The organism is Exiguobacterium aurantiacum DSM 6208 (assembly GCF_000702585.1).
GTDB classification, from domain to species: domain Bacteria; phylum Bacillota; class Bacilli; order Exiguobacteriales; family Exiguobacteriaceae; genus Exiguobacterium; species Exiguobacterium aurantiacum.
The window spans coordinates 567,501-587,828 of sequence record NZ_JNIQ01000001.1 but is presented as its reverse complement, the minus strand read 5'-3'; the positions used below and the strand labels follow the sequence as shown (position 1 = coordinate 587,828).

The 20,328-nt window shown below is 51.1% G+C and carries 23 protein-coding genes, 2 rRNA genes and 2 other annotated features (1 of these 27 cut by a window edge); all 25 genes read right to left on the bottom strand.

Going from position 1 to position 20,328, the window contains the following annotated elements:
- Positions 1-103 precede the first annotated feature (103 nt).
- Positions 104-700, bottom strand: coding sequence for a class I SAM-dependent methyltransferase (locus P398_RS0103205; protein WP_024372176.1), 597 nt, complete (start codon positions 698-700; stop codon positions 104-106).
- Positions 701-785: 85 nt separating this feature from the next.
- Positions 786-1,151 (bottom strand): 50S ribosomal protein L7/L12, encoded by a 366-nt coding sequence (gene rplL / locus P398_RS0103200; protein WP_024372175.1) that lies wholly within the window; start codon positions 1,149-1,151, stop codon positions 786-788.
- Positions 1,152-1,207: 56 nt separating this feature from the next.
- The gene (gene rplJ / locus P398_RS0103195; protein ID WP_024372174.1) at positions 1,208-1,714 is read right to left on the bottom strand and encodes a 50S ribosomal protein L10; all 507 of its coding nucleotides are present in this window, start codon (positions 1,712-1,714) and stop codon (positions 1,208-1,210) included.
- 45 nt (positions 1,715-1,759) lie between these two features.
- Positions 1,760-1,913, bottom strand: a sequence feature (ribosomal protein L10 leader region).
- A 59-nt stretch (positions 1,914-1,972) separates the two neighbouring features.
- Positions 1,973-2,659: a 50S ribosomal protein L1 gene (gene rplA / locus P398_RS0103190; RefSeq protein WP_024372173.1), complete on the bottom strand. Its 687-nt coding sequence runs from the start codon at positions 2,657-2,659 to the stop codon at positions 1,973-1,975.
- A gap of 98 nt (positions 2,660-2,757) precedes the next feature.
- Positions 2,758-3,183, bottom strand: coding sequence for a 50S ribosomal protein L11 (gene rplK, locus P398_RS0103185; RefSeq protein WP_021066593.1), 426 nt, complete (start codon positions 3,181-3,183; stop codon positions 2,758-2,760).
- 148 nt (positions 3,184-3,331) lie between these two features.
- Positions 3,332-3,883: a transcription termination/antitermination protein NusG gene (nusG, locus tag P398_RS0103180; protein WP_024372172.1), complete on the bottom strand. Its 552-nt coding sequence runs from the start codon at positions 3,881-3,883 to the stop codon at positions 3,332-3,334.
- A gap of 17 nt (positions 3,884-3,900) precedes the next feature.
- Positions 3,901-4,071 (bottom strand): preprotein translocase subunit SecE, encoded by a 171-nt coding sequence (gene secE / locus P398_RS0103175; RefSeq protein WP_012727692.1) that lies wholly within the window; start codon positions 4,069-4,071, stop codon positions 3,901-3,903.
- Between the two features lie 34 nt (positions 4,072-4,105).
- A complete protein-coding gene (gene rpmG / locus P398_RS16530) occupies positions 4,106-4,252 on the bottom strand; it encodes a 50S ribosomal protein L33 (protein ID WP_081648631.1) in 147 nt (48 codons plus the stop codon).
- Positions 4,253-4,379: 127 nt separating this feature from the next.
- Complete coding sequence (sigH, locus tag P398_RS0103170) at positions 4,380-5,021, bottom strand: RNA polymerase sporulation sigma factor SigH (protein WP_024372171.1); 642 nt, start codon at positions 5,019-5,021, stop codon at positions 4,380-4,382.
- A 201-nt stretch (positions 5,022-5,222) separates the two neighbouring features.
- Positions 5,223-5,768, bottom strand: a complete 546-nt coding sequence (locus P398_RS0103165) for an NYN domain-containing protein (RefSeq protein WP_029334045.1) — start codon at positions 5,766-5,768, stop codon at positions 5,223-5,225.
- Positions 5,765-6,502, bottom strand: coding sequence for a 23S rRNA (guanosine(2251)-2'-O)-methyltransferase RlmB (rlmB, locus tag P398_RS0103160; RefSeq protein ID WP_029334044.1), 738 nt, complete (start codon positions 6,500-6,502; stop codon positions 5,765-5,767). The genes P398_RS0103165 and rlmB overlap by 4 nt, the downstream gene beginning before the upstream one ends.
- Before the next feature lie 121 nt (positions 6,503-6,623).
- Positions 6,624-7,031 carry a Mini-ribonuclease 3 gene (locus tag P398_RS0103155; RefSeq protein ID WP_029334043.1) on the bottom strand — a complete coding sequence of 136 codons (408 nt, stop codon included), beginning with the start codon at positions 7,029-7,031 and terminating at the stop codon, positions 6,624-6,626.
- Complete coding sequence (cysS, locus tag P398_RS0103150) at positions 7,028-8,425, bottom strand: cysteine--tRNA ligase (RefSeq protein ID WP_029334042.1); 1,398 nt, start codon at positions 8,423-8,425, stop codon at positions 7,028-7,030. Before cysS ends, P398_RS0103155 begins: the two co-directional genes overlap by 4 nt.
- Positions 8,394-9,083: a serine O-acetyltransferase gene (gene cysE, locus P398_RS0103145; RefSeq protein ID WP_024372166.1), complete on the bottom strand. Its 690-nt coding sequence runs from the start codon at positions 9,081-9,083 to the stop codon at positions 8,394-8,396. Before cysE ends, cysS begins: the two co-directional genes overlap by 32 nt.
- A 49-nt stretch (positions 9,084-9,132) precedes the next feature.
- Positions 9,133-9,336: a binding site (T-box leader), on the bottom strand.
- On the bottom strand, positions 9,333-10,787 hold the full coding sequence (gene gltX / locus P398_RS0103140; RefSeq protein ID WP_024372165.1) for a glutamate--tRNA ligase: 1,455 nt from the start codon (positions 10,785-10,787) through the stop codon (positions 9,333-9,335). It overlaps the preceding feature by 4 nt.
- 48 nt (positions 10,788-10,835) lie before the next feature.
- Positions 10,836-11,309 carry a 2-C-methyl-D-erythritol 2,4-cyclodiphosphate synthase gene (gene ispF / locus P398_RS0103135; protein WP_029334041.1) on the bottom strand — a complete coding sequence of 158 codons (474 nt, stop codon included), beginning with the start codon at positions 11,307-11,309 and terminating at the stop codon, positions 10,836-10,838.
- Positions 11,306-11,986 (bottom strand): 2-C-methyl-D-erythritol 4-phosphate cytidylyltransferase, encoded by a 681-nt coding sequence (ispD, locus tag P398_RS0103130; RefSeq protein ID WP_081828325.1) that lies wholly within the window; start codon positions 11,984-11,986, stop codon positions 11,306-11,308. Before ispD ends, ispF begins: the two co-directional genes overlap by 4 nt.
- A gap of 57 nt (positions 11,987-12,043) precedes the next feature.
- Positions 12,044-13,108: a PIN/TRAM domain-containing protein gene (locus P398_RS0103125; RefSeq protein WP_029334039.1), complete on the bottom strand. Its 1,065-nt coding sequence runs from the start codon at positions 13,106-13,108 to the stop codon at positions 12,044-12,046.
- Between the two features lie 115 nt (positions 13,109-13,223).
- On the bottom strand, positions 13,224-14,600 hold the full coding sequence (radA, locus tag P398_RS0103120; protein ID WP_024372161.1) for a DNA repair protein RadA: 1,377 nt from the start codon (positions 14,598-14,600) through the stop codon (positions 13,224-13,226).
- Positions 14,601-14,654: 54 nt separating this feature from the next.
- Complete coding sequence (gene clpC, locus P398_RS0103115; protein ID WP_024372160.1) at positions 14,655-17,090, bottom strand: ATP-dependent protease ATP-binding subunit ClpC; 2,436 nt, start codon at positions 17,088-17,090, stop codon at positions 14,655-14,657.
- Positions 17,091-17,115: 25 nt separating this feature from the next.
- Positions 17,116-18,162, bottom strand: coding sequence for a protein arginine kinase (locus P398_RS0103110; protein WP_034798845.1), 1,047 nt, complete (start codon positions 18,160-18,162; stop codon positions 17,116-17,118).
- Positions 18,159-18,383, bottom strand: a complete 225-nt coding sequence (locus tag P398_RS17025) for a UvrB/UvrC motif-containing protein (RefSeq protein ID WP_235263300.1) — start codon at positions 18,381-18,383, stop codon at positions 18,159-18,161. The genes P398_RS0103110 and P398_RS17025 overlap by 4 nt, the downstream gene beginning before the upstream one ends.
- Positions 18,384-18,606: 223 nt before the next feature.
- The gene (locus P398_RS0103100; RefSeq protein ID WP_029334037.1) at positions 18,607-19,074 is read right to left on the bottom strand and encodes a CtsR family transcriptional regulator; all 468 of its coding nucleotides are present in this window, start codon (positions 19,072-19,074) and stop codon (positions 18,607-18,609) included.
- A gap of 140 nt (positions 19,075-19,214) precedes the next feature.
- Positions 19,215-19,330, bottom strand: a 5S ribosomal RNA gene (rrf, locus tag P398_RS0103095).
- Positions 19,331-19,386: 56 nt separating this feature from the next.
- Positions 19,387-20,328, bottom strand: a 23S ribosomal RNA gene (locus tag P398_RS0103090); it runs 1,972 nt beyond the window's last position.

The window sequence follows — 20,328 nt, the reverse complement described above, 5'->3', positions numbered from 1 at the left end:
CTAAAAAGCGGCAAACGCGGCAGTTCCAAGCGAATTCCATTCCAATGGCATTTTATAATGTTAGCATATACGTTATAGCGAGTCAACAAGACTTCGCCGTTTGTCAAGACCGAATTGCCCGGAAAATGAAATAGCCTTTTTCTTTCGCAAGTGTCTCGACGTGACCAAACACATCTTCAAGCAGCTTCTTGGCAGAAGGTGCTCCCTGTTTCTTTTGGATGACGACATAAAGCGCTCCACCTACGACAAGATGGTCGTGCGCGTCTCGCAAAATCGTGTGGACCACTTGTTTCCCAGCCCGAATCGGCGGGTTGGTCACGATTGCCGCGAACCGTTCATCTCCGACCGCATCGTACGCGTGGCTCATTCGTGTTTCAATCGTCACTCCGTTTTGGGTGGCGTTTTGTTCGGACAAGGCAAGCGCTCGTTCGTTCACGTCGACGAGGAGTGCTTCACGCCCAGAGGCGTCGGCAAGCGAGATCCCCATCGGACCGTAACCACAGCCGACATCTAAAATGCGACCTGAAACAATAGGCACTTCAAATGACTCGATTAAGAGACGTGACCCAAAATCGACCGATCCTTTCGAGAACACGCCGCGGTCCGAGGTGAAGCGATACGTCTTCCCTCGCAACTCGTACGACCATGTCTCCGGGGTACTTTTTGAACTCGGATCGTTCGTATAGTAATGATCTCCCATGCGTTGAACCTCCTAACCCATTCTTCAAGGAAATAAAAGAAGCTCGCCATGGCGAGCTTCTATAGCTTGTGAAGTAAAAGTTAGATTACTTAACTTCGACAGTTGCGCCAGCTTCTTCAAGCTTAGCTTTAACTGCGTCTGCATCTTCTTTAGAAACGCCTTCTTTGACTGGAGCCGGAGTTCCGTCAACGAGTGCTTTCGCTTCTTTAAGACCGAGGCCTGTAAGTTCACGTACCGCTTTGATGACGTTGATTTTACCAGCGCCAGCGTTTGTGAGGATTACGTCGAATTCAGTTTGCTCTTCAGCTGCTGCTGCGCCTGCACCTGCAACTGCTACTGGAGCTGCTGCTGATACGCCGAATTCTTCTTCGATTGTTTTTACGAGTTCGTTAAGTTCGAGAACCGTCATTGATTTGAGGTCTTCGATGAATTGCTCTTTGTTGAAAGCCATTATGGTTTTCCTCCTTTGATGTTGTAAAAAGTTGTTGTTACGCTACGAGACAAAAATTAAGCAGACTGCTCTTCTTTTTGTTCTGCGATTGCGTTTGTTGCGACTGCGAGCCCACGGATTGGAGCTTGAAGTACGCTGAGAAGCATCGAGAGAAGACCTTCGCGTGATGGAAGTTCTGCAAGAGCTTTCACTTCTTCAAGTGAAGTTACTTTGCCTTCGATGATTCCGCCTTTCAATTCGAGCGCTTTGTGCTCTTTCGAGAAGTCGTTCAAGATCTTAGCTGGAGCAACAACGTCTTCTTTCGAGAACGCGACTGCTGTAGGACCTGTGAAGACTTCGTCAAGACCGTCAAAGCCAGACTGAGTAGCCGCGCGGCGAAGAAGTCCGTTTTTGTATACTTTGAACTCGATTCCAGCGTCACGGAGTGATTTACGGAGTGTAGTCACTTCTTCAACTGTAAGTCCACGGTAGTCAACAACGATTGTTCCAACGCTCGCTTGCATTTTCTCAGCGATTTCATCGACAAGTGCCGATTTCTGAGCTACGATTTTTTCGCTTGCCATGTGTTTGCACCTCCTAGTCATTTCTTGTACCGGACGAGAGGCTGCTCTTCAAAAAGAAATCCCTCGTATGAAGACATACGAGGGCGTAATTGTTTGAAAGTAAACCTGTGACAACAGGCTCAAGTTCGAGCAAAGACACCTCGGAAGGGTTTACGGACCGATGTCCACCTTCTGTCTGCGGTAATCCAACATATTCGGTTGAACGTGTCTTACTTTAACAGCGGTATCACACGTTGTCAACAGTTTATTTCAAGTAGATTACTTGATGAAGTCGGCAGTCGCAACACGGATACCAGGACCCATTGTTGACGAAAGCGCGATGTTTTTGAGGTAAGTTCCTTTTGCAGTAGCAGGCTTCACTTTCATGAGTGTCTCGATGATTGTCTCGATGTTCTCAGAGAGTTTTGTTGCTTCAAATGACTTCTTACCAACTGGTACGTGGATGTTACCGGCTTTGTCGACGCGGTATTCTACTTTACCAGCTTTGATGTCCGCGATTGCTTTCGCAACGTCGAACGTGACTGTGCCTGTTTTCGGGTTAGGCATGAGGCCTTTTGGTCCGAGAACGCGACCAAGTTTACCAACTTCACCCATCATGTCAGGTGTCGCAACGATAACATCGAAGTCGAACCATCCTTGTTGGATTTTAGTGATGAACTCAGAATCACCGACGTAGTCAGCGCCAGCCGCTTCAGCTTCTTTAACTTTTTCGCCTTTTGCGAAGACGAGAACTTTTTGAGTTTTACCAGTACCGTGTGGAAGTACAACGGCACCGCGGATTTGTTGGTCCGCTTTCTTCGGATCTACGCCGAGACGGACAGCAACTTCGATTGTTTCATCGAATTTAGCAGTAGCTGTTTTTTGAACGAGTTCAACGGCCTCAGCGAGTTCGTATGACTTCGTGCGGTCAACAAGCTTAGCTGCTTCTTGGTGTTTTTTACCCATGATTCTTTTCCTCCTTGTGGTTAGCGGAATTTCCTCCCACATAATGAAGGGATTGAAGGTGAGTACAATATTCACCGTCAATCCCAGAGACTAATAAATTAGTCTTCGATTACAATACCCATACTACGCGCAGTACCTTCAACCATAAGCATCGCTGTTTCAACAGACGACGCGTTAAGGTCAGGCATTTTAAGTTCAGCGATTTCGCGAACTTTATCACGCTTAACCGTTGCTACCTTCTTACGGTTTGGTTCACCTGAACCGCTCTCGATACCAGCAGCTTTCTTCAAAAGAACTGCAGCTGGTGGAGTTTTCGTAATGAATGTAAACGAACGATCTTCGTATACCGTAATGACTACAGGAATAATCAATCCGGCTTGGTCTTGTGTACGAGCGTTGAACTCTTTACAGAATCCCATGATGTTAACACCTGCTTGACCAAGTGCTGGACCTACTGGTGGTGCTGGGTTAGCTTTACCAGCTGGGATTTGAAGTTTAACGAGTTTAGTAACTTTTTTCGCCACGAGACACACCTCCTTAAGTCTAAAATGTGGTTTCTTGGACGTTGTGCGCCCTCCCACTCAATCTATTAGGTCGAGTTTGTACCGAAATATAGCACAACATCAAACATTTCCGATTGTACCATCCGTTTCTCAGGATGGCAAGTGGGTTTTAGTTAATTTTCTGAACTTGTTCGAAATCAAGCTCAATTTTTGTTTCGCGGCCGAACATGTCGACGACGACTTTAAGCTTCTCTTTGTCCGCTTCGATTTCATCAATCGTGCCTTCAAAGTTCTCGAACGCGCCTTCTTTGACACGGACAAGATCGCCGAGCTCGTAGTTGTAACGGTCTTTCTTCTCGATGAGACCCATCTGCGAAAGCACGTTCGTCACTTCGTCAGGTTGGAGCGGGATCGGCTTGGCGCCGCCCCCTGTCGAGCCGAGGAAGCCTGTGACGTTCGGCGTGTTTCGCACGACGTACCATGAATCATCCGTCATGATCATTTCGACGAACACGTAGCCCGGGAAGTTTTTCACTTCACGTTCTTTGATCTTCTTCTCGCCACTTTTAAGCGTGACTTCTTCTTGCGTTGTTTCGGTTGGAACGAGGACGCGGAAAATTTTATCTTCCATGTTCATCGAACCGATTCGGCGTTCTAAGTTTTCTTTGACATTGTTCTCAAAGCCAGAATACGTCTGGACAACAAACCATTGTTTCTCCACGGCTCTCACCTCTTTCCTTAGTTGATCAATAGGTTGACGAGATAACTGACACCAGTATCCACGCCAAACACGAACAGGCCAATCACGACGACGGTCGCGATGACTGTGATGGTATATTTCGTGAGCTCTTTACGAGTCGGCCAACTCGTTTTCTTTAACTCTTTCCATACATCACGCAAAAAGTTCATGGTAGCTTCCTCCTACATTGAATGCCAATTAACGTTACTTTGATTCTCGATGCATCGTATGCGCATTGCAACGACGGCAGAACTTGTTCAATTCAAGCCGCGTCCGCACATCCTCTTTCTTGGTCGTCGAGTAAACTCGTGACCCACAATCCGCGCATGCGAGACTTACTTTCTTTGCCATTCATAAGCGCCCCTTTCGACGGCTCCCATTAAAAAAGAGCGAAAAAAAAACGCCTCCTGTAAAATGGCGTCTACGGACAAGGCGCTGCCTTAAAAGTATCACATAGGAGGCGTGGGGTCAATATCGGTTAACTCGTTAACGTTTTGATGTCGACGTGGCGCTCAAATTTCTTTTTGACGCGTTGCAACGCGTTGTCAATCGACTTGACGTGACGGTCAAGGTCATCAGAGATCTCTTGGTACGAACGTCCGTCCAAATAGAGACGAAGCACTTTTCGTTCCAGGTCGCTAAGGAGCTCATCCATCTTTTCTTCCATGAACAATTGGTCTTCCCGCGTCACGAGCAGTTCTTGCGGGTCGGTCGGGTGCGGGGGCAATATGACGTCTAACAGCGTCCGGTCCGACTCATCGTCAAAGATCGGCTTATCAAGTGACACGTACGAATTGAGCGGGATGTGCTTTTGACGTGTCGCCGTCTTGATCGCCGTGATCATCTGCCGCGTGATACACATTTCAGCAAAACTTTTAAACGAGGCGAGCCGCTCGTCTCGGTAATCTCGAACCCCTTTATACAGCCCGATCATTCCTTCTTGCACGATGTCCTCATGATCGGCACCGATCAAGAAATAAGACCTCGCCTTAGCCCTGACAAAATAACGATAGCGCTCAATCAGAAACTCTAACGCATCGCTATCCCCTTCGTTACGTGCCAGAAAGACGAGCTCTTCGTCTGACATGGTTTCAAATTGTTCGTATGGCCATCCGTTCATGTTTCATACCCCCCGGCAATTGATGATGAACTATGTAAGTTTGTGCTCCCATTATAGGCAGCCTATAAAACGACCGTCAAACAAATTTCTAAAAATTCCGTCAATTATCTTTCGTATAACGCATACATCTATTAGTATACAACATTTCCTTTCAAAAAAATGTCAAACCAACAACAAAGACGAGTCCATTTCATGAACTCGTCAGTGATGCTCGTCACGATTCGACTTACGGCGACGCATTTCTTCGAATCGCGCCCTTACGTCAGGCGAGAGGTCGATTGTTTTACGGTTCGACCTGTCCTTCTCTAAGGCACGCCGTTCGATCTCGATGAGCTTTTGTGCCTGCTTCCAATCTTTCAACAACTCGGCGGCCGGCACCCGCAGTGCGCCTTGACCAAAGATGACCCACTGTTCGGTAAAGTCATTCGTGGCGACGAACAGCGTCACGAGACGATCGTCGACGAGCTCATGGGCCCGCCGTTCAATCCATTCGTCTGCCGTTTCGTTCTCTTTCGTATAGACGACGGCGACGCGGCTCTGCCTCGCTTTCGCCTCTCGTCCGTATCGCATGTGCGCGTCAAAGACGATCGTCACTTGACGACCGGTGACCGCCTGATACTCGGCCATCGCCTCGATTAAATCGTTGCGGGCCTTCTCGAAGTCAATGTCCCGAAGCTTACGGAGATGGGGCCAGGCGCCGATAATGTTGTAGCCGTCGACAAGGAGCAGTTCGCGCTTTAAGCTCATGACAACGGGTGACGTGTACGGTGCACTTCATACAACAGAAGCGCGGCCGCGACCGAAGCGTTGAGCGATGTGACGTGACCGACCATCGGCATATGGACGAGGAAGTCACACGTCTCACGAACGAGCCGGCTCATCCCTTTCCCTTCGCTGCCAATGACGACGACGAGCGGCATGTTGCCATCGAGGCGCCGATAGTCTTGGCTCTCACTCGCATCGGTCCCGACGACCCAAAGTCCTTTTTCTTTCAGTTCCTCGAGTGTGCGCGTCAAGTTCGTCACACGGGCGACCGGGATGTACTCGATCGCGCCGGTCGACGCCTTGGCGACGGTTTGCGTCAGTCCGACCGATCGGCGTTTCGGGATGATGATCCCGTGGGCCCCGACAGCGTCAGCCGTCCGTAAAATCGAACCTAGGTTGTGAGGATCTTCTAATTCGTCGAGCAAAATAAAGAGCGGTGTCTCACCTTTTGATTCGGCGAGTGCGAACATATCCTCAATCGACTTATACTCGTAAGCCGCGACGGCTGCGACGACACCTTGGTGGTGTTCACTGCCGGCCATCTTCTCGAGTTTCGTTTTCGGGACGAATGACACTTGGACAGACGCCTCGTTCGCCATCGCGATAATTTGGGCGAGCGGTCCTTTTTGTTGGCCTTCCATAATGAAGACTTTGTTCATGTCGCGTCCGCTCCGGAGCGCCTCGATGACCGGGTTACGGCCGTAGAGGAAATCGATGCCTTCTTCAAGGACGTCGACTTCTTGATAGTCCGGCCGTTCCGGCTTCTGACGATGCGGACGGTCCCCCCGGTCATTTTTTGGACGGTCGAACGAACGTTTTTCGTTCGCTCGTCCTCCATCATGTCGTTTCGGGTTGCTCGGTTTCGAGCCATATGAACGCTTGTTCGATGAGTTCTTCAAGACGATCCCTTCTTTCTGTAAGGTATGTGTAACCAATCAATGCCTCAAACGCGGTCGAATAACGGTACGTATGGACGTCGGTCCGCTTCGGGATCGATCCCGATTTGGCGTTTCGCCCGCGACGAACGACCGCCTGTTCTTCTTCCGACAACATGCCCGTCTCGAGCCAATGGGTGACGACTCCCGCCTGGGCTGAAGCGTTCACGTATCGGACGGCCCCGCGGTGTAAGTCGTTCGGTCGTGTCAATCCACGTTCGAGCAGCCGTTTCCGAACCGCCATCTCATAGACGACATCGCCCATGTAAGCTAGGGCGAGGGCGTTCAATTGGGACGGGTTCAAACTCATACGCGTTTCCACCGCACGCCTTGCGCCGTATCCTCGAGCTGAATGTTCTGTTGTTTCAACATGTCACGAATCTCGTCGGCACGTGCGAAGTTGCGTTCGGCTCGGGCTGTGTTCCGCTCTTGAATCAATTGATCGATTTCGGCGTCTAACAGTTCTTTCTCTTCGGACAAGGTCAATCCGAGGACACCGGTCAACTCGTCGAACAAGTCGATGACGTGCTCAAGCGTCTCTTTTGATACGTGGTTCGCTTTGGCGTAGATGTTCGCTTCTTTCGCCAAGTCAAACAAGATTGTGACGGCGTTGGCCGTGTTGATGTCATCATCCATCGCTTCAATGAATGCAGACTTGATTCCCGTCAACTTCCGTTCCATCGCCTCGCTCGGCTCTTCTAGCCCGACCGTCACCGACAGCCGGTGCTCGACGTTATGGTACGCTTCTTTGATGCGGTCCCATCCGTTCGAGGCTTGGTTGATCAACTCGCGGCTATAGTTGATCGGGTGACGATAATGGACCGATAACATAAAGAAGCGGAGCACCATCGCATCGACCTCTTTCAACGCTTCGTGGACGAGTAAGAAGTTGCCGAGTGATTTTGACATCTTCTCGTTCTCGATATTGATGAAGCCGTTATGAAGCCAATAATTGGCGAACTTCGCGTGGTTGCACGCTTCTGATTGGGCAATCTCATTCTCATGGTGCGGGAACTTCAAATCGTGACCGCCGGCATGGATGTCAATCGTCTTGCCGAGATGTTTTTTCGCCATCGTCGAGCATTCGATATGCCAACCCGGCCGTCCCTGGCCCCATGGACTCTCCCACGCCGGTTCACCCGGCTTCGCCGCTTTCCACAAGACGAAGTCGAGAGGATCTTCTTTCTTCTCGCCGACGTCGACACGCGAGCCGGCCCGTAAGTCTTCAATCGACTGCTGGCTGAGCTTGCCGTACTCATCAAACTTACGCGTCCGGAAGTAAACGTCACCTTCAGACGCATAGGCGTACCCTTCTGTCTCTAAGTTCCGGATGAAGTCGATGATGTCTTCCATCGTGTCGGTGACGCGCGGGTGCACATCGGCCGGTTGGACGTTGAGCGCCCCCGTATCGGCCAAATACGCCTCAATGTAACGGTTCGTCAGCGTCGAGACGTCTTCGCCGAGCTCGTTCGCTGCTCGAATGATTTTATCGTCGACGTCCGTGAAGTTCAACACGTACTTCACATCATAGCCGCGATACGTCAAATAGCGACGGACCGTGTCGAATGCGATCGCTGGTCGGGCGTTCCCGACGTGGATGTAGTTATAGACGGTCGGTCCGCACACATACATCGATACTTTCCCTGGTACGATCGGGACGAACGGTTCTTTCTTATTCGTGAGGCTGTTGTAAAACTGAATCATGTGTCTTCTCCTCCATCCGTTTTTCAAGTGAGGCTAACTTTCGTTGCAGATCGGCTACCGCGTTCTCTAACCGTTCCTGGCATTCACGATCCGGATCCGGGAAACGATGATCGAGATCGTGTTGTTTAACCCGCTCTCCGTTGCGAATGACGACACGGCCTGGTATCCCGACGACTGTCGAATCGGACGGAACGTCTTTTAAAACGACGGAACTCGCCCCGATTTTGACGCAATCGCCAATCGTGATGTTTCCGAGCACTTTCGCCCCAGCCGAGATCAACACGTCATTCCCGATCGTCGGGTGACGCTTACCTTTCTCTTTACCAGTTCCGCCTAACGTCACACCTTGATAGATCGTGACATTGTTGCCGATGATGGCCGTTTCCCCGATGACGATACCGAACCCGTGGTCGATAAACAGGCCTTCGCCGATGACCGCACCTGGATGAATCTCGATCCCGGTCACCCACCGGCTCGTTTGCGCGATCAATTTCGCCAGTAGTTTGACGTCACGTCTCCAGAGCCCATGGGCAATCCGATGCGCCCAAAGCGCATGGAGGCCCGGATACGTCAAGATGACCTCTGCTTGCGAACGGGCAGCCGGATCGAGCTCGAGCACGTTTCGGATATCTGCACGTACACTTTTCCAAAATCCCATAATTGTTCTCCTTTTCCATATCAAAAACAAAGACGCCCCTGTGCCAAGGCACAGAGACGCCGTAAGCGCGGTTCCACTCTGTTTGGGAAACTTCCCCTCTCAAGTCTCGTTAACGCCGAGTCACGGTCCCGACTACGTATCGCCGGAACGGCTCCGAGGTGCACTTCGACGGGGGACGCTTCTAGAACTTCCAGCCTTGGTTCTAGTCTCTGTAAAGTGTCAATCCGCTTACTTTCCTCATCATTGCCTTTAAGCTAATAAAGTTGCGAGACGTGCCACCACACGCTCTTTTCCAATTAATGCGATTGCGTTCGGAAGCTCTGGCCCGTGCGTCTGCCCTGTCGTCGCGACACGGATCGGCATGAACAAGTTCTTCCCTTTTTGCCCCGTCGCTTTTTGCGTCGCTTTCGTCGCCGCTTTGACTGCTTCAGGTGTGAACTCTTCGATCATTTCGAGTTGCGCCTTGAACTCGGCAAGGACGCTCGGTACTGTTTCGCCTGCAAGCACCGCGTTCGCCTCTTCGTCATACTCGACTTCGTCTTTAAAGAACAAGTCCGTCAACGAGACAATCTCAGCCCCGTGTGTCATCTGTTCTTTATAGAGAGCGATGAGCGCTGTCGCCCAGTCGGCCTCTTCCATCGATAACGCTTCAGGCAAACGACCCGCTTCTTGTAAGAATGGTAAACTGAGTGCCACCACTTCGTCAAGCGAAGCATGCTTCATGTAGACGCTGTTGATCCACGCGAGCTTTTGTTGGTCAAAGACGGCCGGGCTCTTCGAGAGACGACCCGCGTCAAACATGTCGATAAATTGCTCTTTCGTGAAGATCTCTTCTTCACCGACCGGCGACCAGCCTAGAAGTGAGATGAAGTTGAACAGTGCACCCGGCAAGTAACCGAGGTCAGCGTACTGTTCGATGAACTGGATGATCGACTCATCGCGCTTCGACAACTTTTTATGATTTTCGTTATAGATGAGTGTCATATGACCAAACGCTGGATACTCCCACCCGAGCGCGTCATACACCATCATTTGCTTCGGCGTGTTGGCGATATGGTCATCTCCACGTAACACATGGCTGATTTTCATCAAATGATCGTCGACGACGACGGCAAAGTTATACGTCGGGATCCCGTCTTGTTTGACGATGACCCAGTCTCCGAAATCTTTCGCTTCGAACGAGACGTCACCTTTGACGACATCTGTCCATTTGTACGTGACGCCCTCAGGCACACGGATGCGAATCGACGGCTTGCGGCCTTCTGCTTCGAACGCCGCCTGCTCCTCAGCGCTCAAGTTACGATGGGCGCCCGAGTAGCGTGGTGCTTCACCGCGAGCGATTTGTGCTTCGCGTTCGGCTTCCAACTCTTCAGACGTCATGTAGCATTTATAAGCCAGGCCTTTCTCCATCAACTCGTTCACATGTTTGTTGTAGAGGTCAAGTCGCTCCATTTGGAAATAAGGACCGTAGTCGCCACCGCGGCCTGGACCCTCGTCCCAATCGATTCCGAGCCATTCGAGATATTTCATCTGGCTTTCGACACCGTTCTCGACGTTCCGTTTCTGATCGGTATCCTCGATTCGGAGAATCATCTTCCCGCCGGCGTGGCGAGCATATAAATAATTGAATAGCGCGGTCCGGGCGTTCCCGATATGGAGGTGACCCGTCGGACTTGGCGCATAGCGTACACGCACTTCACTCATACTATTTCCACCTTTCTTCTCTTCTGCCCAAATAGTATACCACTTTTGTCAAGCACGGTTGAGCAGGATGACCGCCTGGGCGGCAATTCCTTCTTCACGTCCTGTGAAACCGAGCTTTTCCGTCGTCGTCGCTTTGACGTTCACTTGGCTAATGTCGGCTTCAAGCAGTTCCGCGATGACCGCTCGCATGTCGTCGATATACGTCCGGAGTTTCGGACGTTCCGCCATTACCGTCGCATCGACGTTGCCGAGCACGTACCCTTCCGCTTTCACGAGTTTCCAGACGTGTCGGAGCAACACTTTTGAATCTGCGTCTTTGAACGCCGGGTCGGTATCCGGGAAATGTTTGCCGATATCCCCTGCCGCAATCGCCCCAAGTGCCGCGTCCGCGATCGTATGCAAGAGCACGTCAGCGTCTGAATGACCGAGTAAACCACGATCATGCGGGATCTCGATCCCCCCTAAAATGAGCGGCCGCCCTTCGGCGAACGCATGCACATCAAATCCTTGTCCGATTCTCATCGATAATCCTCCTTTGTCAAGATCGCTTCGCCAAACAGTAAATCTTCAGGCGTCGTCATTTTAATGTTGTGATAATCCCCTGGAATGACGGTCACTTCTTTGCCCGCCCATTCGAACAGGCTCGCATCATCGGTCCCGACGACGCGAGCGGACTCCGCTCGGTCGTGAATGGCCCGAATCTCAGCCGCCGGAAAAGCTTGCGGTGTTTGCGCCAGCCATAGCGCCTCACGAGGAACGGTTTGTTGAATCACCCCAGCCGCCACTTGTTTGACGGTGTCTTTCACCGGGACAGCCAAAATGGCCCCGTTCGTCTGTGCCGCTTCCGCCACTTCATGTAACTGACTCATGCGCACGAACGGACGCGCCCCGTCATGGATCAACACGACACGATCTGCATCGACGGCGTGAAGCCCGGCCCGCACACTTTCTTGTCGTTCCTTTCCACCGGCCACATACGTGATCGGCGTGCTAATGTGGGCGAGCATCGATTCAAACCATTCTGCCTCTTCCGGTTGAATCGCCAACACGATGTGGTCACACCACGAGTCACGGGCGAACGCCTCGACCGTCCAGACGATAATCGGTTTCCCATGAAGCGCTAATCTTAATTTGTTTTCATTCGCTCCCATCCGTTTGCCTTGTCCGGCTGCCGGGATGACGACTGAATAACGTACCATGTCCATTCACCTCTCTTCGTGAAAAAAGAGAGCGCGAATGCGTCTCTTTTTTCATGGTTATTCAGGACGAGCAAAAATCATTCGACCCGCCGAGGTCTGGAGTACACTCGTCACGACGACCGGTAACGTCTTCGAGATGAGTTTGCGTCCCCCTTCGACGACGACCATCGTCCCGTCTTCAAGGTAGGCGACTCCTTGATTTTGTTCTTTTCCTTCTTTAATGACTGTAACGACCATCTCTTCTCCCGGGATGACAATCTGTTTCACCGAGTTAGCCAAGTCGTTAATGTTCAAGACCGGGACGTTGCGGACTTCACACACTTTGTTCAAGTTGTAGTCGTTTGTGACGACGATGCCATTCTTGAGTTCAGCCAGTTTGATCAACTTGATGTCGACTTCCGCCACATCTTCAAAATCTCCATCGTAAATCTCGACTTCGATGCGATCGTTGTCTTGTAACTCTTTCAAGATGTCGAGACCGCGACGGCCGCGATTTCGTTTCAACGTATCCGACGAATCGGCGATATACTGAAGCTCGCCAATCACGAATTGCGGGACGATGAGCGTGCCTTCGATAAACCCTGTTTTCGCAATGTCGGCAATCCGGCCATCGATGATGACGCTCGTATCCAATATTTTATCGTTTGAACGACGAACCGGCTCAGCCGGCTGCTTCTCACGCTCACTTTTCACGAATAATTTGATCCATTCGTTTCGCTTGCGATACCCGACGGCAAATCCGAAATAACCGAACAAGGCGGTCACGAAAATCGGAACGATTTTACTGAGCAAGAAAATGTTCGTCACTTCGAGTGAGACGCTGATCAAAAAGGCGATTAACAACCCGATGATCAATCCGATCGACCCGAATAAAATATCCCCGACCGGTAAACGGACGAGCCGTTCTTCAACAAAACGGATAAATTTAACGACCCCATTGGTCAAGAATAAACTAAGAATGAAGAAGATAAGTCCACCAATCAAACTAGCCACGTATGGAATCGTCAACCAAGCGGGTACGTTCACACCTAGGTCTCCGAGAAGAAGCATCGCTTCGATAATCCCGAACCATCCGACGACGAGTCCGATTAGAATAAATCCGATTCGCACTGCAATCTTCACTCATTCCACCTCCTTTTATTATGAATTTTAATTTCAAAAAAATAACACTTTCATTGTAACACGGTTCTTTTGAAAGCGTTCGTTACAAAGCGTTAAAAACTGTCTGAGGCACCCCTTAGAACGGGATGGTGAGCTGGAGCGCCTCATCGACAGTACTGACTCCGACGACGTCGATCCCGGATGGGGCCGTCCAGCCGCCAAGATTGTTTTTCGGGATGATGGCTCGAGTGAATCCGAGCTTGGCCGCTTCGGCGACGCGCTGCTCGATTCGTGAGACACGACGTACTTCACCGGTCAAGCCGACTTCCCCGATGCATACGTCCGTCGGTCGGGTCGGACGGTCACGGAAACTCGAAGCGATGGACACGCAAATCGCCAAGTCGATCGCCGGTTCATCGAGTTTGACCCCGCCGGCCGCTTTCAAATAGGCATCTTGCGTCTGAAGCAAAAGCCCGGAACGTTTCTCGAGCACGGCCATGAGTAGCGCGACCCGGTTTTGGTCAATCCCCGTCGCCATCCGCCGTGGGTTACCGAACGAGGTCGGGGAGATGAGCGCTTGCAGTTCGACGAGCACCGTCCTCGTCCCTTCCATCGAAGCGACGACGGTCGAACCCGATACGCCGGCCGTCCGTTCTTCTAAAAATATCTCGGACGGATTGAGCACTTCCTCGAGCCCGCCTTCCTTCATTTCAAAGATACCAATCTCGTTCGTCGAGCCGAAACGGTTTTTGACAGCCCGTAAGATTCGGAACGTGTGGTGACGTTCACCTTCGAAATAAAGGACAGCATCGACCATGTGTTCAAGCAAACGCGGTCCGGCAATCGAGCCTTGTTTCGTGACGTGACCGACGATAAAGACGGCCACCCCTCGCGTTTTAGCAATCTTCATCAAGGCGGCGGTACATTCTCGCACTTGGGCGACGCTGCCCGGCGCCGATTGAATCTCATCCATGTAGACCGTTTGAATCGAGTCGATGATGACGAACCCAGGTTTTTCTTCGTCGATGACTCGCTCAATCATCAACATATCCGTCTCAGCGAGCACATATAAATCCTGCGTCGGCAGGCCGAGCCGTTCAGCACGAAGCTTCGTCTGTTTGAGCGACTCCTCACCTGAAATGTAGAGCACTTTTCGGCCGCTATGGGCCAGGTGGGCACTCACTTGGAGCAAAATCGTCGATTTCCCGATTCCCGGGTCGCCTCCGACAAGGACGAGCGAACCAGGCACGATCCCGCCTCCGAGCACACGGTCGAACTCTTGACTGTTCGTATGGACGCGCGTCTCTTCTTGCGAGACGACGTCCGCGAGACGTTCCGGTTTCAACTGCCTCGATGAACTATGCACGAATGCGGCGCCTCGTTTCGCCTTTTTCTCTTCGACGAATTCTTCAACGAGCGTGTTCCATTCATTACATCCTGGGCAACGCCCCATCCATTTGGCAGATTCGTAGCCACAAGATTGACATACATATTTCGTTTTAATTTTAGCCATACGTGTTCCCTTCTGTCTAAAAAAGCCCCCTCATAGGAGAGAGGGGGCTACGGATTATTGAACGACCCCTTCGTTTCGGACGACGAATTCCCCGTCTTGCACATCGAGGGCGACTTTACTGCCTTTTGCAATGTTACCGCTGAGCATCGATTCTGAGAGGCGGTCTTCCACCTCACGCTGGAGCGCCCGGCGGAGCGGTCGAGCCCCGTATTCAGGGTCGTAGCCGACTTCTGCAATCTTCTCGAGCGCTGATTCGGTTAACGTGAAATCAATACCTTGTTCCCCGAGGCGTTTCGTAAGCGTCTCAGCCATGAGCTTGACGATTTCTTGAATATGCTCTTTTTGGAGCGAGTGGAACACTGTGATCTCATCGATTCGGTTCAAGAACTCAGGACGGAACGCTTTTTTGAGCTCTTCCATGACTTTGTCCTTCATCTCTGTATATTCACGCTTCACGTCGTCTTCAACCGTGAAACCGACATATTTGTTTCGTTTGAGCGCGGCGGCTCCGACGTTTGACGTCATAATGATGACGGTGTTGCGGAAGTCGACGGTGCGGCCTTTCGAGTCTGTCAGACGGCCGTCGTCGAGCACTTGAAGCAAGATGTTGAATACTTCCGGGTGCGCCTTCTCGATCTCGTCGAGCAAGATGACCGAATACGGCTTGCGACGAACTTTCTCCGTCAACTGACCGCCTTCCTCATAGCCGACGTATCCTGGTGGCGAGCCGACGAGTCGACTCGTCGCATGTTTCTCCATGTACTCGGACATATCGATTCGGATAATCGCATCTTCGTCACCGAACAACGCTTCGGCAACGGCACGGGCAAGCTCTGTTTTACCAACCCCGGTCGGTCCGAGGAACACAAATGATCCAATCGGTCGTTTCGGATCTTTCAAACCGGCACGGGCACGACGAATCGCTCGTGAAATCGATTTGACCGCCTCGTCTTGACCGATGACCCGGTTATGAAGGATCGATTCAAGTTTGAGGAGACGATCCGTCTCTTCTTCGGCGATCTTTGTGACCGGGACGCCCGTCCAACTGGCGACAACTTGGGCGATATCTTCTTTCGTCACTTCGAGCTTTTCATTCCCTTGCTTATTTTGCCATTCAGACTTGAGGTGCTCGAGTTCTTCACGCACTTTTTGTTCCGTGTCGCGAAGCGAGGCTGCTTTTTCAAACTCTTGGCTTTGGACGGCCGAATCTTTCTCTTTTCGAATCGACTCAAGCCGTGCTTCGAGCTCTTTCAAGTTTGGCGGCGCCGTGAACGAACGGAGGCGCACTTTTGACGCCGCCTCATCGACGAGGTCAATCGCTTTGTCCGGAAGGAAACGGTCTGAGATGTAACGGTCTGAAAGGACGACCGCTTCGTGGACCGCCTCATCCGTGATTGTCACGCGGTGGTGCGCTTCGTAGCGATCACGTAAACCGAGTAAGATTTGCTCTGCCTCTTCTGCAGTCGGTTCGTTCACTTGAATCGGTTGGAAGCGGCGTTCGAGTGCTGCGTCTTTTTCGATATATTTGCGGTATTCGTCGAGCGTCGTCGCCCCGATACATTGCAACTCACCACGAGCGAGTGACGGTTTCAAAATGTTTGAGGCGTCAATCGCTCCTTCGGCCCCACCGGCACCAATCAACGTATGCAGCTCATCAATGAAGAGGATGACGTTTCCGGCTTGACGAATTTCGTCCATGACTTTTTTCAAGCGATCTTCGAACTCCCCGCGGTATTTTGTACCGGCGACGAGCGTCCCCATATCAAGCACCATGACGCGTTTATTGCGAAGTGTCTCCGGGACCTCATTGTTAATAATCTGTTGAGCGAGTCCTTCGACGACTGCCGTCTTACCGACACCAGGCTCTCCGATCAACACCGGGTTGTTTTTCGTGCGTCGTGACAGCACTTCAATCACACGTTGAATCTCACCTGAACGTCCGATGACCGGATCGAGACGCGACTCACGTGCTTGCTGTGTCAAGTCGCGGGCCAAACCATCAAGCGTAGGGGTCGCAGCGCTTGTACCCGGCTGCGAGGCGTTAGACGATGACTCCGTGTTGCCGAGAAGTTGCAGCACTTGTTGACGGGCTTTCGTCAAGCTGATGCCAAGGTTGTTCATGACCCGGGCAGCGACGCCTTCCCCTTCTCGAATCAAGCCGAGCAAGATATGTTCTGTCCCGACGTATGAATGACCGAGTTTACGGGCTTCATCCATCGACAGTTCAATCACTTTTTTCGCTCGCGGCGTATAGTGAATCGTTGAGCCGTTCTCAGAACCACGTCCGATCAACGCCTCGACTTCTTGCTGAATCTTCTCAGATGTCATCCCGAGGGCAAACAACGCTTTAGCCGCGATGCCTTCCCCTTCTCGAATCAAGCCGAGTAAAATGTGCTCTGTACCAATATTATGATGGCCAAGCCGTACTGCTTCCTCTTGGGCTAAAGCTAATACGCGCTGAGCTCGTTCTGTAAATCGACCAAACATCATTGACAAAACCTCCTTGAGAGTTGAATCAAACTAAGCCTTGATCTAACGTTCGACGCACGAGCGTCGCTCGTTCCCGATCTCGTTCTTTCGTAGATAATGTTTTCCCGAAATGTTTTTGTAGGAAACCTGATTGCATGCGGACAATCAAATCGTGAAATTGAGGGGGACTCCAATCGGATAACAATCCGAGGTCACTTGCTAAGTGAAGATCCGATAGGCGTTCTATCGCCTCAGTCGACGATAATAATTTCGCGTATCGCAAAATGCCATAGGAACGATAAAACTGATCTTCAAGCTCATCCTGGTTGTTCGTAAGCAGGTATTCGCGGGCTTGACGCTCCGCCTGAATGACTTGTTCCGTGATTTCTATAAAGTCTGACAAGAGTTGCGACTCGTGGCTGCCAAGCGTTCGTTGGTTGGATAATTGAAACAATCGCCCGGCAGCATCGCTCCCTTCTCCATAACGTCCGCGAATCGTGTATCCGAGTTTACGAAGTTCTTTTAATATAGGAGTTATTCGTCCGGTCAGCGTCAATCCCGGCAAGTGTAACATGACCGAGGCGCGGAGTCCGGTTCCAATGTTGCTAGGACATGTTGTCAAATAGCCTAGCGTCTCATCGAACGCATAAGGGAGCGACTCCTCACACAGTTCGTCCACACGTTTCGCAAGCTCGAACGCCTCGGTCACTTGTAATCCAGGTAAGAGTGTCTGAATTCGTAGATGGTCTTCTTCATTGATGAGGACACTGATCGTTTCATCTTCACTTAAGAAAACGGCGCTATCTTCTTTTTCAGCAATCGTCGGACTGATGAGATGCTTCTCGACGAGTGCTTGACGTGTCACCGCATCATACGAAGACATTCGCAAGTATTCAAATCCTTGCAATCCTCCGAGCGATGCCTCGACTCGCTCACATAGTTGCCGTTGCCCCTCTTTTGATAACACCGGAGAGAAGACCGTATCTTTCAAATTACGAGCGAGCCGAATCCGTGTCGAGATGACAAGGTCATCGAGTTTCGCGCGTTCATTCATTTTCGGACCAAGTGGATGTTTGAGGAATGTCTCCATCATGCCTCACCTTGACCTTTCAATTGAATCATTTCTTTTTTGATGCGCGCTGCGCGTTCATAATCTTCTTGTTCGACGGCTTGCTCTAACTCCCCTGCTAACTTTACTAGTCGCTCTTCGATTCGTTCGTCCGGTGTCCGTAGCAAATTAGGAATCGATCCGACATGATGATCGTGCCCTTGTTGATATTGACGCGCCATCTTGATCAAGTCATCTCGAAACACCGTATAACAATGGGCACAACCTGCTTTTCTCAACTGTTGTAACTCAGTTTGCGTAATTTGACATGTCGGGCACCGCTTTACGACTGGAACATACCCCGTCATCACTTCAAATGCGCAATTTCGACATAATTTCCGTTTGACCGGGATTCCATCTTCCATTATCACCATTTCATTGACGGCGGGTCGCCGTTTGCACCGTTCGCATAACATATCTTTTCCTCCGTCAGCGATAACTTAACAGTTTCATCAATGCAAGCAACTGCTGTCTGCGAATCAAATAACGGTCATCCGCATGCAATCCTAGTGATTCGTCTGAGAGCACATGAAAGAGCAGTCGAACTTCACGTTCATTCAATAGTCCTTCTTCGAATAAACGGACTAATATATTCTCAATCACTTGTTCTGTCAGTCGGGGTTGCTCATGTAAGTAATCAATCAAACTCGCTAACAGATCTTGTTTCTCGTTTAAAATAACGCGACGGATCCGAATATACCCGCCTCCGCCTCGCTTGCTTTCTACGAGATACCCTTTTTCGACTGTGAATCGTGTGTTGATGACGTAGTTGATTTGAGACGGGACACATTCAAAACGTTTCGCGATGTCTTGCCTCTTGATTTCAATCGTATCGGCCTGACTTTCTTTCAGCACTTGCTTTAAATACTGTTCGATCACATCAGATATGTTTCTCATCTCCACCACCCTCTGACCATCTTTGACTTTTGACTTTATTCTATCATTGATTCAAAAAAAGGCAAACGAAAAGCGACGATGCTGATGCATCGTCGCTACTAAAAAAGACGACCGAGCGTTATGCTCGATCGTCTCATGTTGCCTGGCAACGTCCTATCCTCACAGGGGGAGACCCCCAACTACTTTCGGCGCTGAAGCGCTTAACTTCCGTGTTCGGCATGGGAACGGGTGTGGCCGCTTCGCTATCGCCACCAGACATATTCAGGGCTTGTTCCCTGAAAACTGAAGTTCATCAATTGTCAAACCATAGACTAGATCAAAGCCTCGACCGATTAGTATCATTCAGCTCCACGTGTCACCACGCTTCCACCCATGACCTATCTACCTCATCGTCTCTGAGGGGTCTTTCTTGATTGCTCAAAGGGAAATCTCATCTCGGAGGGGGCTTCATGCTTAGATGCTTTCAGCACTTATCCCGTCCGCACGTAGCTACCCAGCGATGCTCCTGGCGGAACAACTGGTACACCAGCGGTGCGTCCATCCCGGTCCTCTCGTACTAAGGACAGCTCTCCTCAAATTTCCTGCGCCCACGACGGATAGGGACCGAACTGTCTCACGACGTTCTGAACCCAGCTCGCGTACCGCTTTAATGGGCGAACAGCCCAACCCTTGGGACCTACTCCAGCCCCAGGATGCGATGAGCCGACATCGAGGTGCCAAACCTCCCCGTCGATGTGGACTCTTGGGGGAGATCAGCCTGTTATCCCCAGGGTAGCTTTTATCCGTTGAGCGATGGCCCTTCCATGCGGAACCACCGGATCACTAAGCCCGACTTTCGTCCCTGCTCGACTTGTAGGTCTCGCAGTCAAGCTCCCTTCTGCCTTTGCACTCTTCGAATGATTTCCAACCATTCTGAGGGAACCTTTGGGCGCCTCCGTTACTGTTTAGGAGGCGACCGCCCCAGTCAAACTACCCACCTGACACGGTCCTCCAGCCGGATCACGGCTGCGAGTTAGAGACTCTATACGCAAAGGGTGGTATCCCAAGGGTGTCTCCACCGAAGCTGGCGCTCCGGCTTCACAAACTCCCACCTATCCTGTACATCGCGTACAAAGCCTCAATATCAGGCTGTAGTAAAGCTCCATGGGGTCTTTCCGTCCTGTCGCGGGTAACCTGCATCTTCACAGGTACTATGATTTCACCGGGTCTCTCGTTGAGACAGTGCCCAAATCGTTACGCCTTTCGTGCGGGTCG

Bases quoted from the DNA above. Each gene is read 5' to 3' on its own strand.
- P398_RS0103205 (WP_024372176.1), bottom strand. From the start codon at position 700: ATGGGAGATCATTACTATACGAACGATCCGAGTTCAAAAAGTACCCCG.
- rplL (WP_024372175.1), bottom strand. From the start codon at position 1,151: ATGGCTTTCAACAAAGAGCAATTCATCGAAGACCTCAAATCAATGACG.
- rplJ (WP_024372174.1), bottom strand. From the start codon at position 1,714: ATGGCAAGCGAAAAAATCGTAGCTCAGAAATCGGCACTTGTCGATGAA.
- rplA (WP_024372173.1), bottom strand. From the start codon at position 2,659: ATGGGTAAAAAACACCAAGAAGCAGCTAAGCTTGTTGACCGCACGAAG.
- secE (WP_012727692.1), bottom strand. From the start codon at position 4,071: ATGAACTTTTTGCGTGATGTATGGAAAGAGTTAAAGAAAACGAGTTGG.
- rpmG (WP_081648631.1), bottom strand. From the start codon at position 4,252: ATGGCAAAGAAAGTAAGTCTCGCATGCGCGGATTGTGGGTCACGAGTT.
- sigH (WP_024372171.1), bottom strand. From the start codon at position 5,021: ATGAACGGATGGCCATACGAACAATTTGAAACCATGTCAGACGAAGAG.
- P398_RS0103165 (WP_029334045.1), bottom strand. From the start codon at position 5,768: ATGAGCTTAAAGCGCGAACTGCTCCTTGTCGACGGCTACAACATTATC.
- P398_RS0103155 (WP_029334043.1), bottom strand. From the start codon at position 7,031: ATGAGTTTGAACCCGTCCCAATTGAACGCCCTCGCCCTAGCTTACATG.
- cysS (WP_029334042.1), bottom strand. From the start codon at position 8,425: ATGATTCAGTTTTACAACAGCCTCACGAATAAGAAAGAACCGTTCGTC.
- cysE (WP_024372166.1), bottom strand. From the start codon at position 9,083: ATGGGATTTTGGAAAAGTGTACGTGCAGATATCCGAAACGTGCTCGAG.
- gltX (WP_024372165.1), bottom strand. From the start codon at position 10,787: ATGAGTGAAGTGCGTGTACGCTATGCGCCAAGTCCGACGGGTCACCTC.
- ispF (WP_029334041.1), bottom strand. From the start codon at position 11,309: ATGAGAATCGGACAAGGATTTGATGTGCATGCGTTCGCCGAAGGGCGG.
- ispD (WP_081828325.1), bottom strand. From the start codon at position 11,986: ATGGTACGTTATTCAGTCGTCATCCCGGCAGCCGGACAAGGCAAACGG.
- radA (WP_024372161.1), bottom strand. From the start codon at position 14,600: ATGGCTAAAATTAAAACGAAATATGTATGTCAATCTTGTGGCTACGAA.
- clpC (WP_024372160.1), bottom strand. From the start codon at position 17,090: ATGATGTTTGGTCGATTTACAGAACGAGCTCAGCGCGTATTAGCTTTA.
- P398_RS0103110 (WP_034798845.1), bottom strand. From the start codon at position 18,162: ATGATGGAGACATTCCTCAAACATCCACTTGGTCCGAAAATGAATGAA.
- P398_RS0103100 (WP_029334037.1), bottom strand. From the start codon at position 19,074: ATGAGAAACATATCTGATGTGATCGAACAGTATTTAAAGCAAGTGCTG.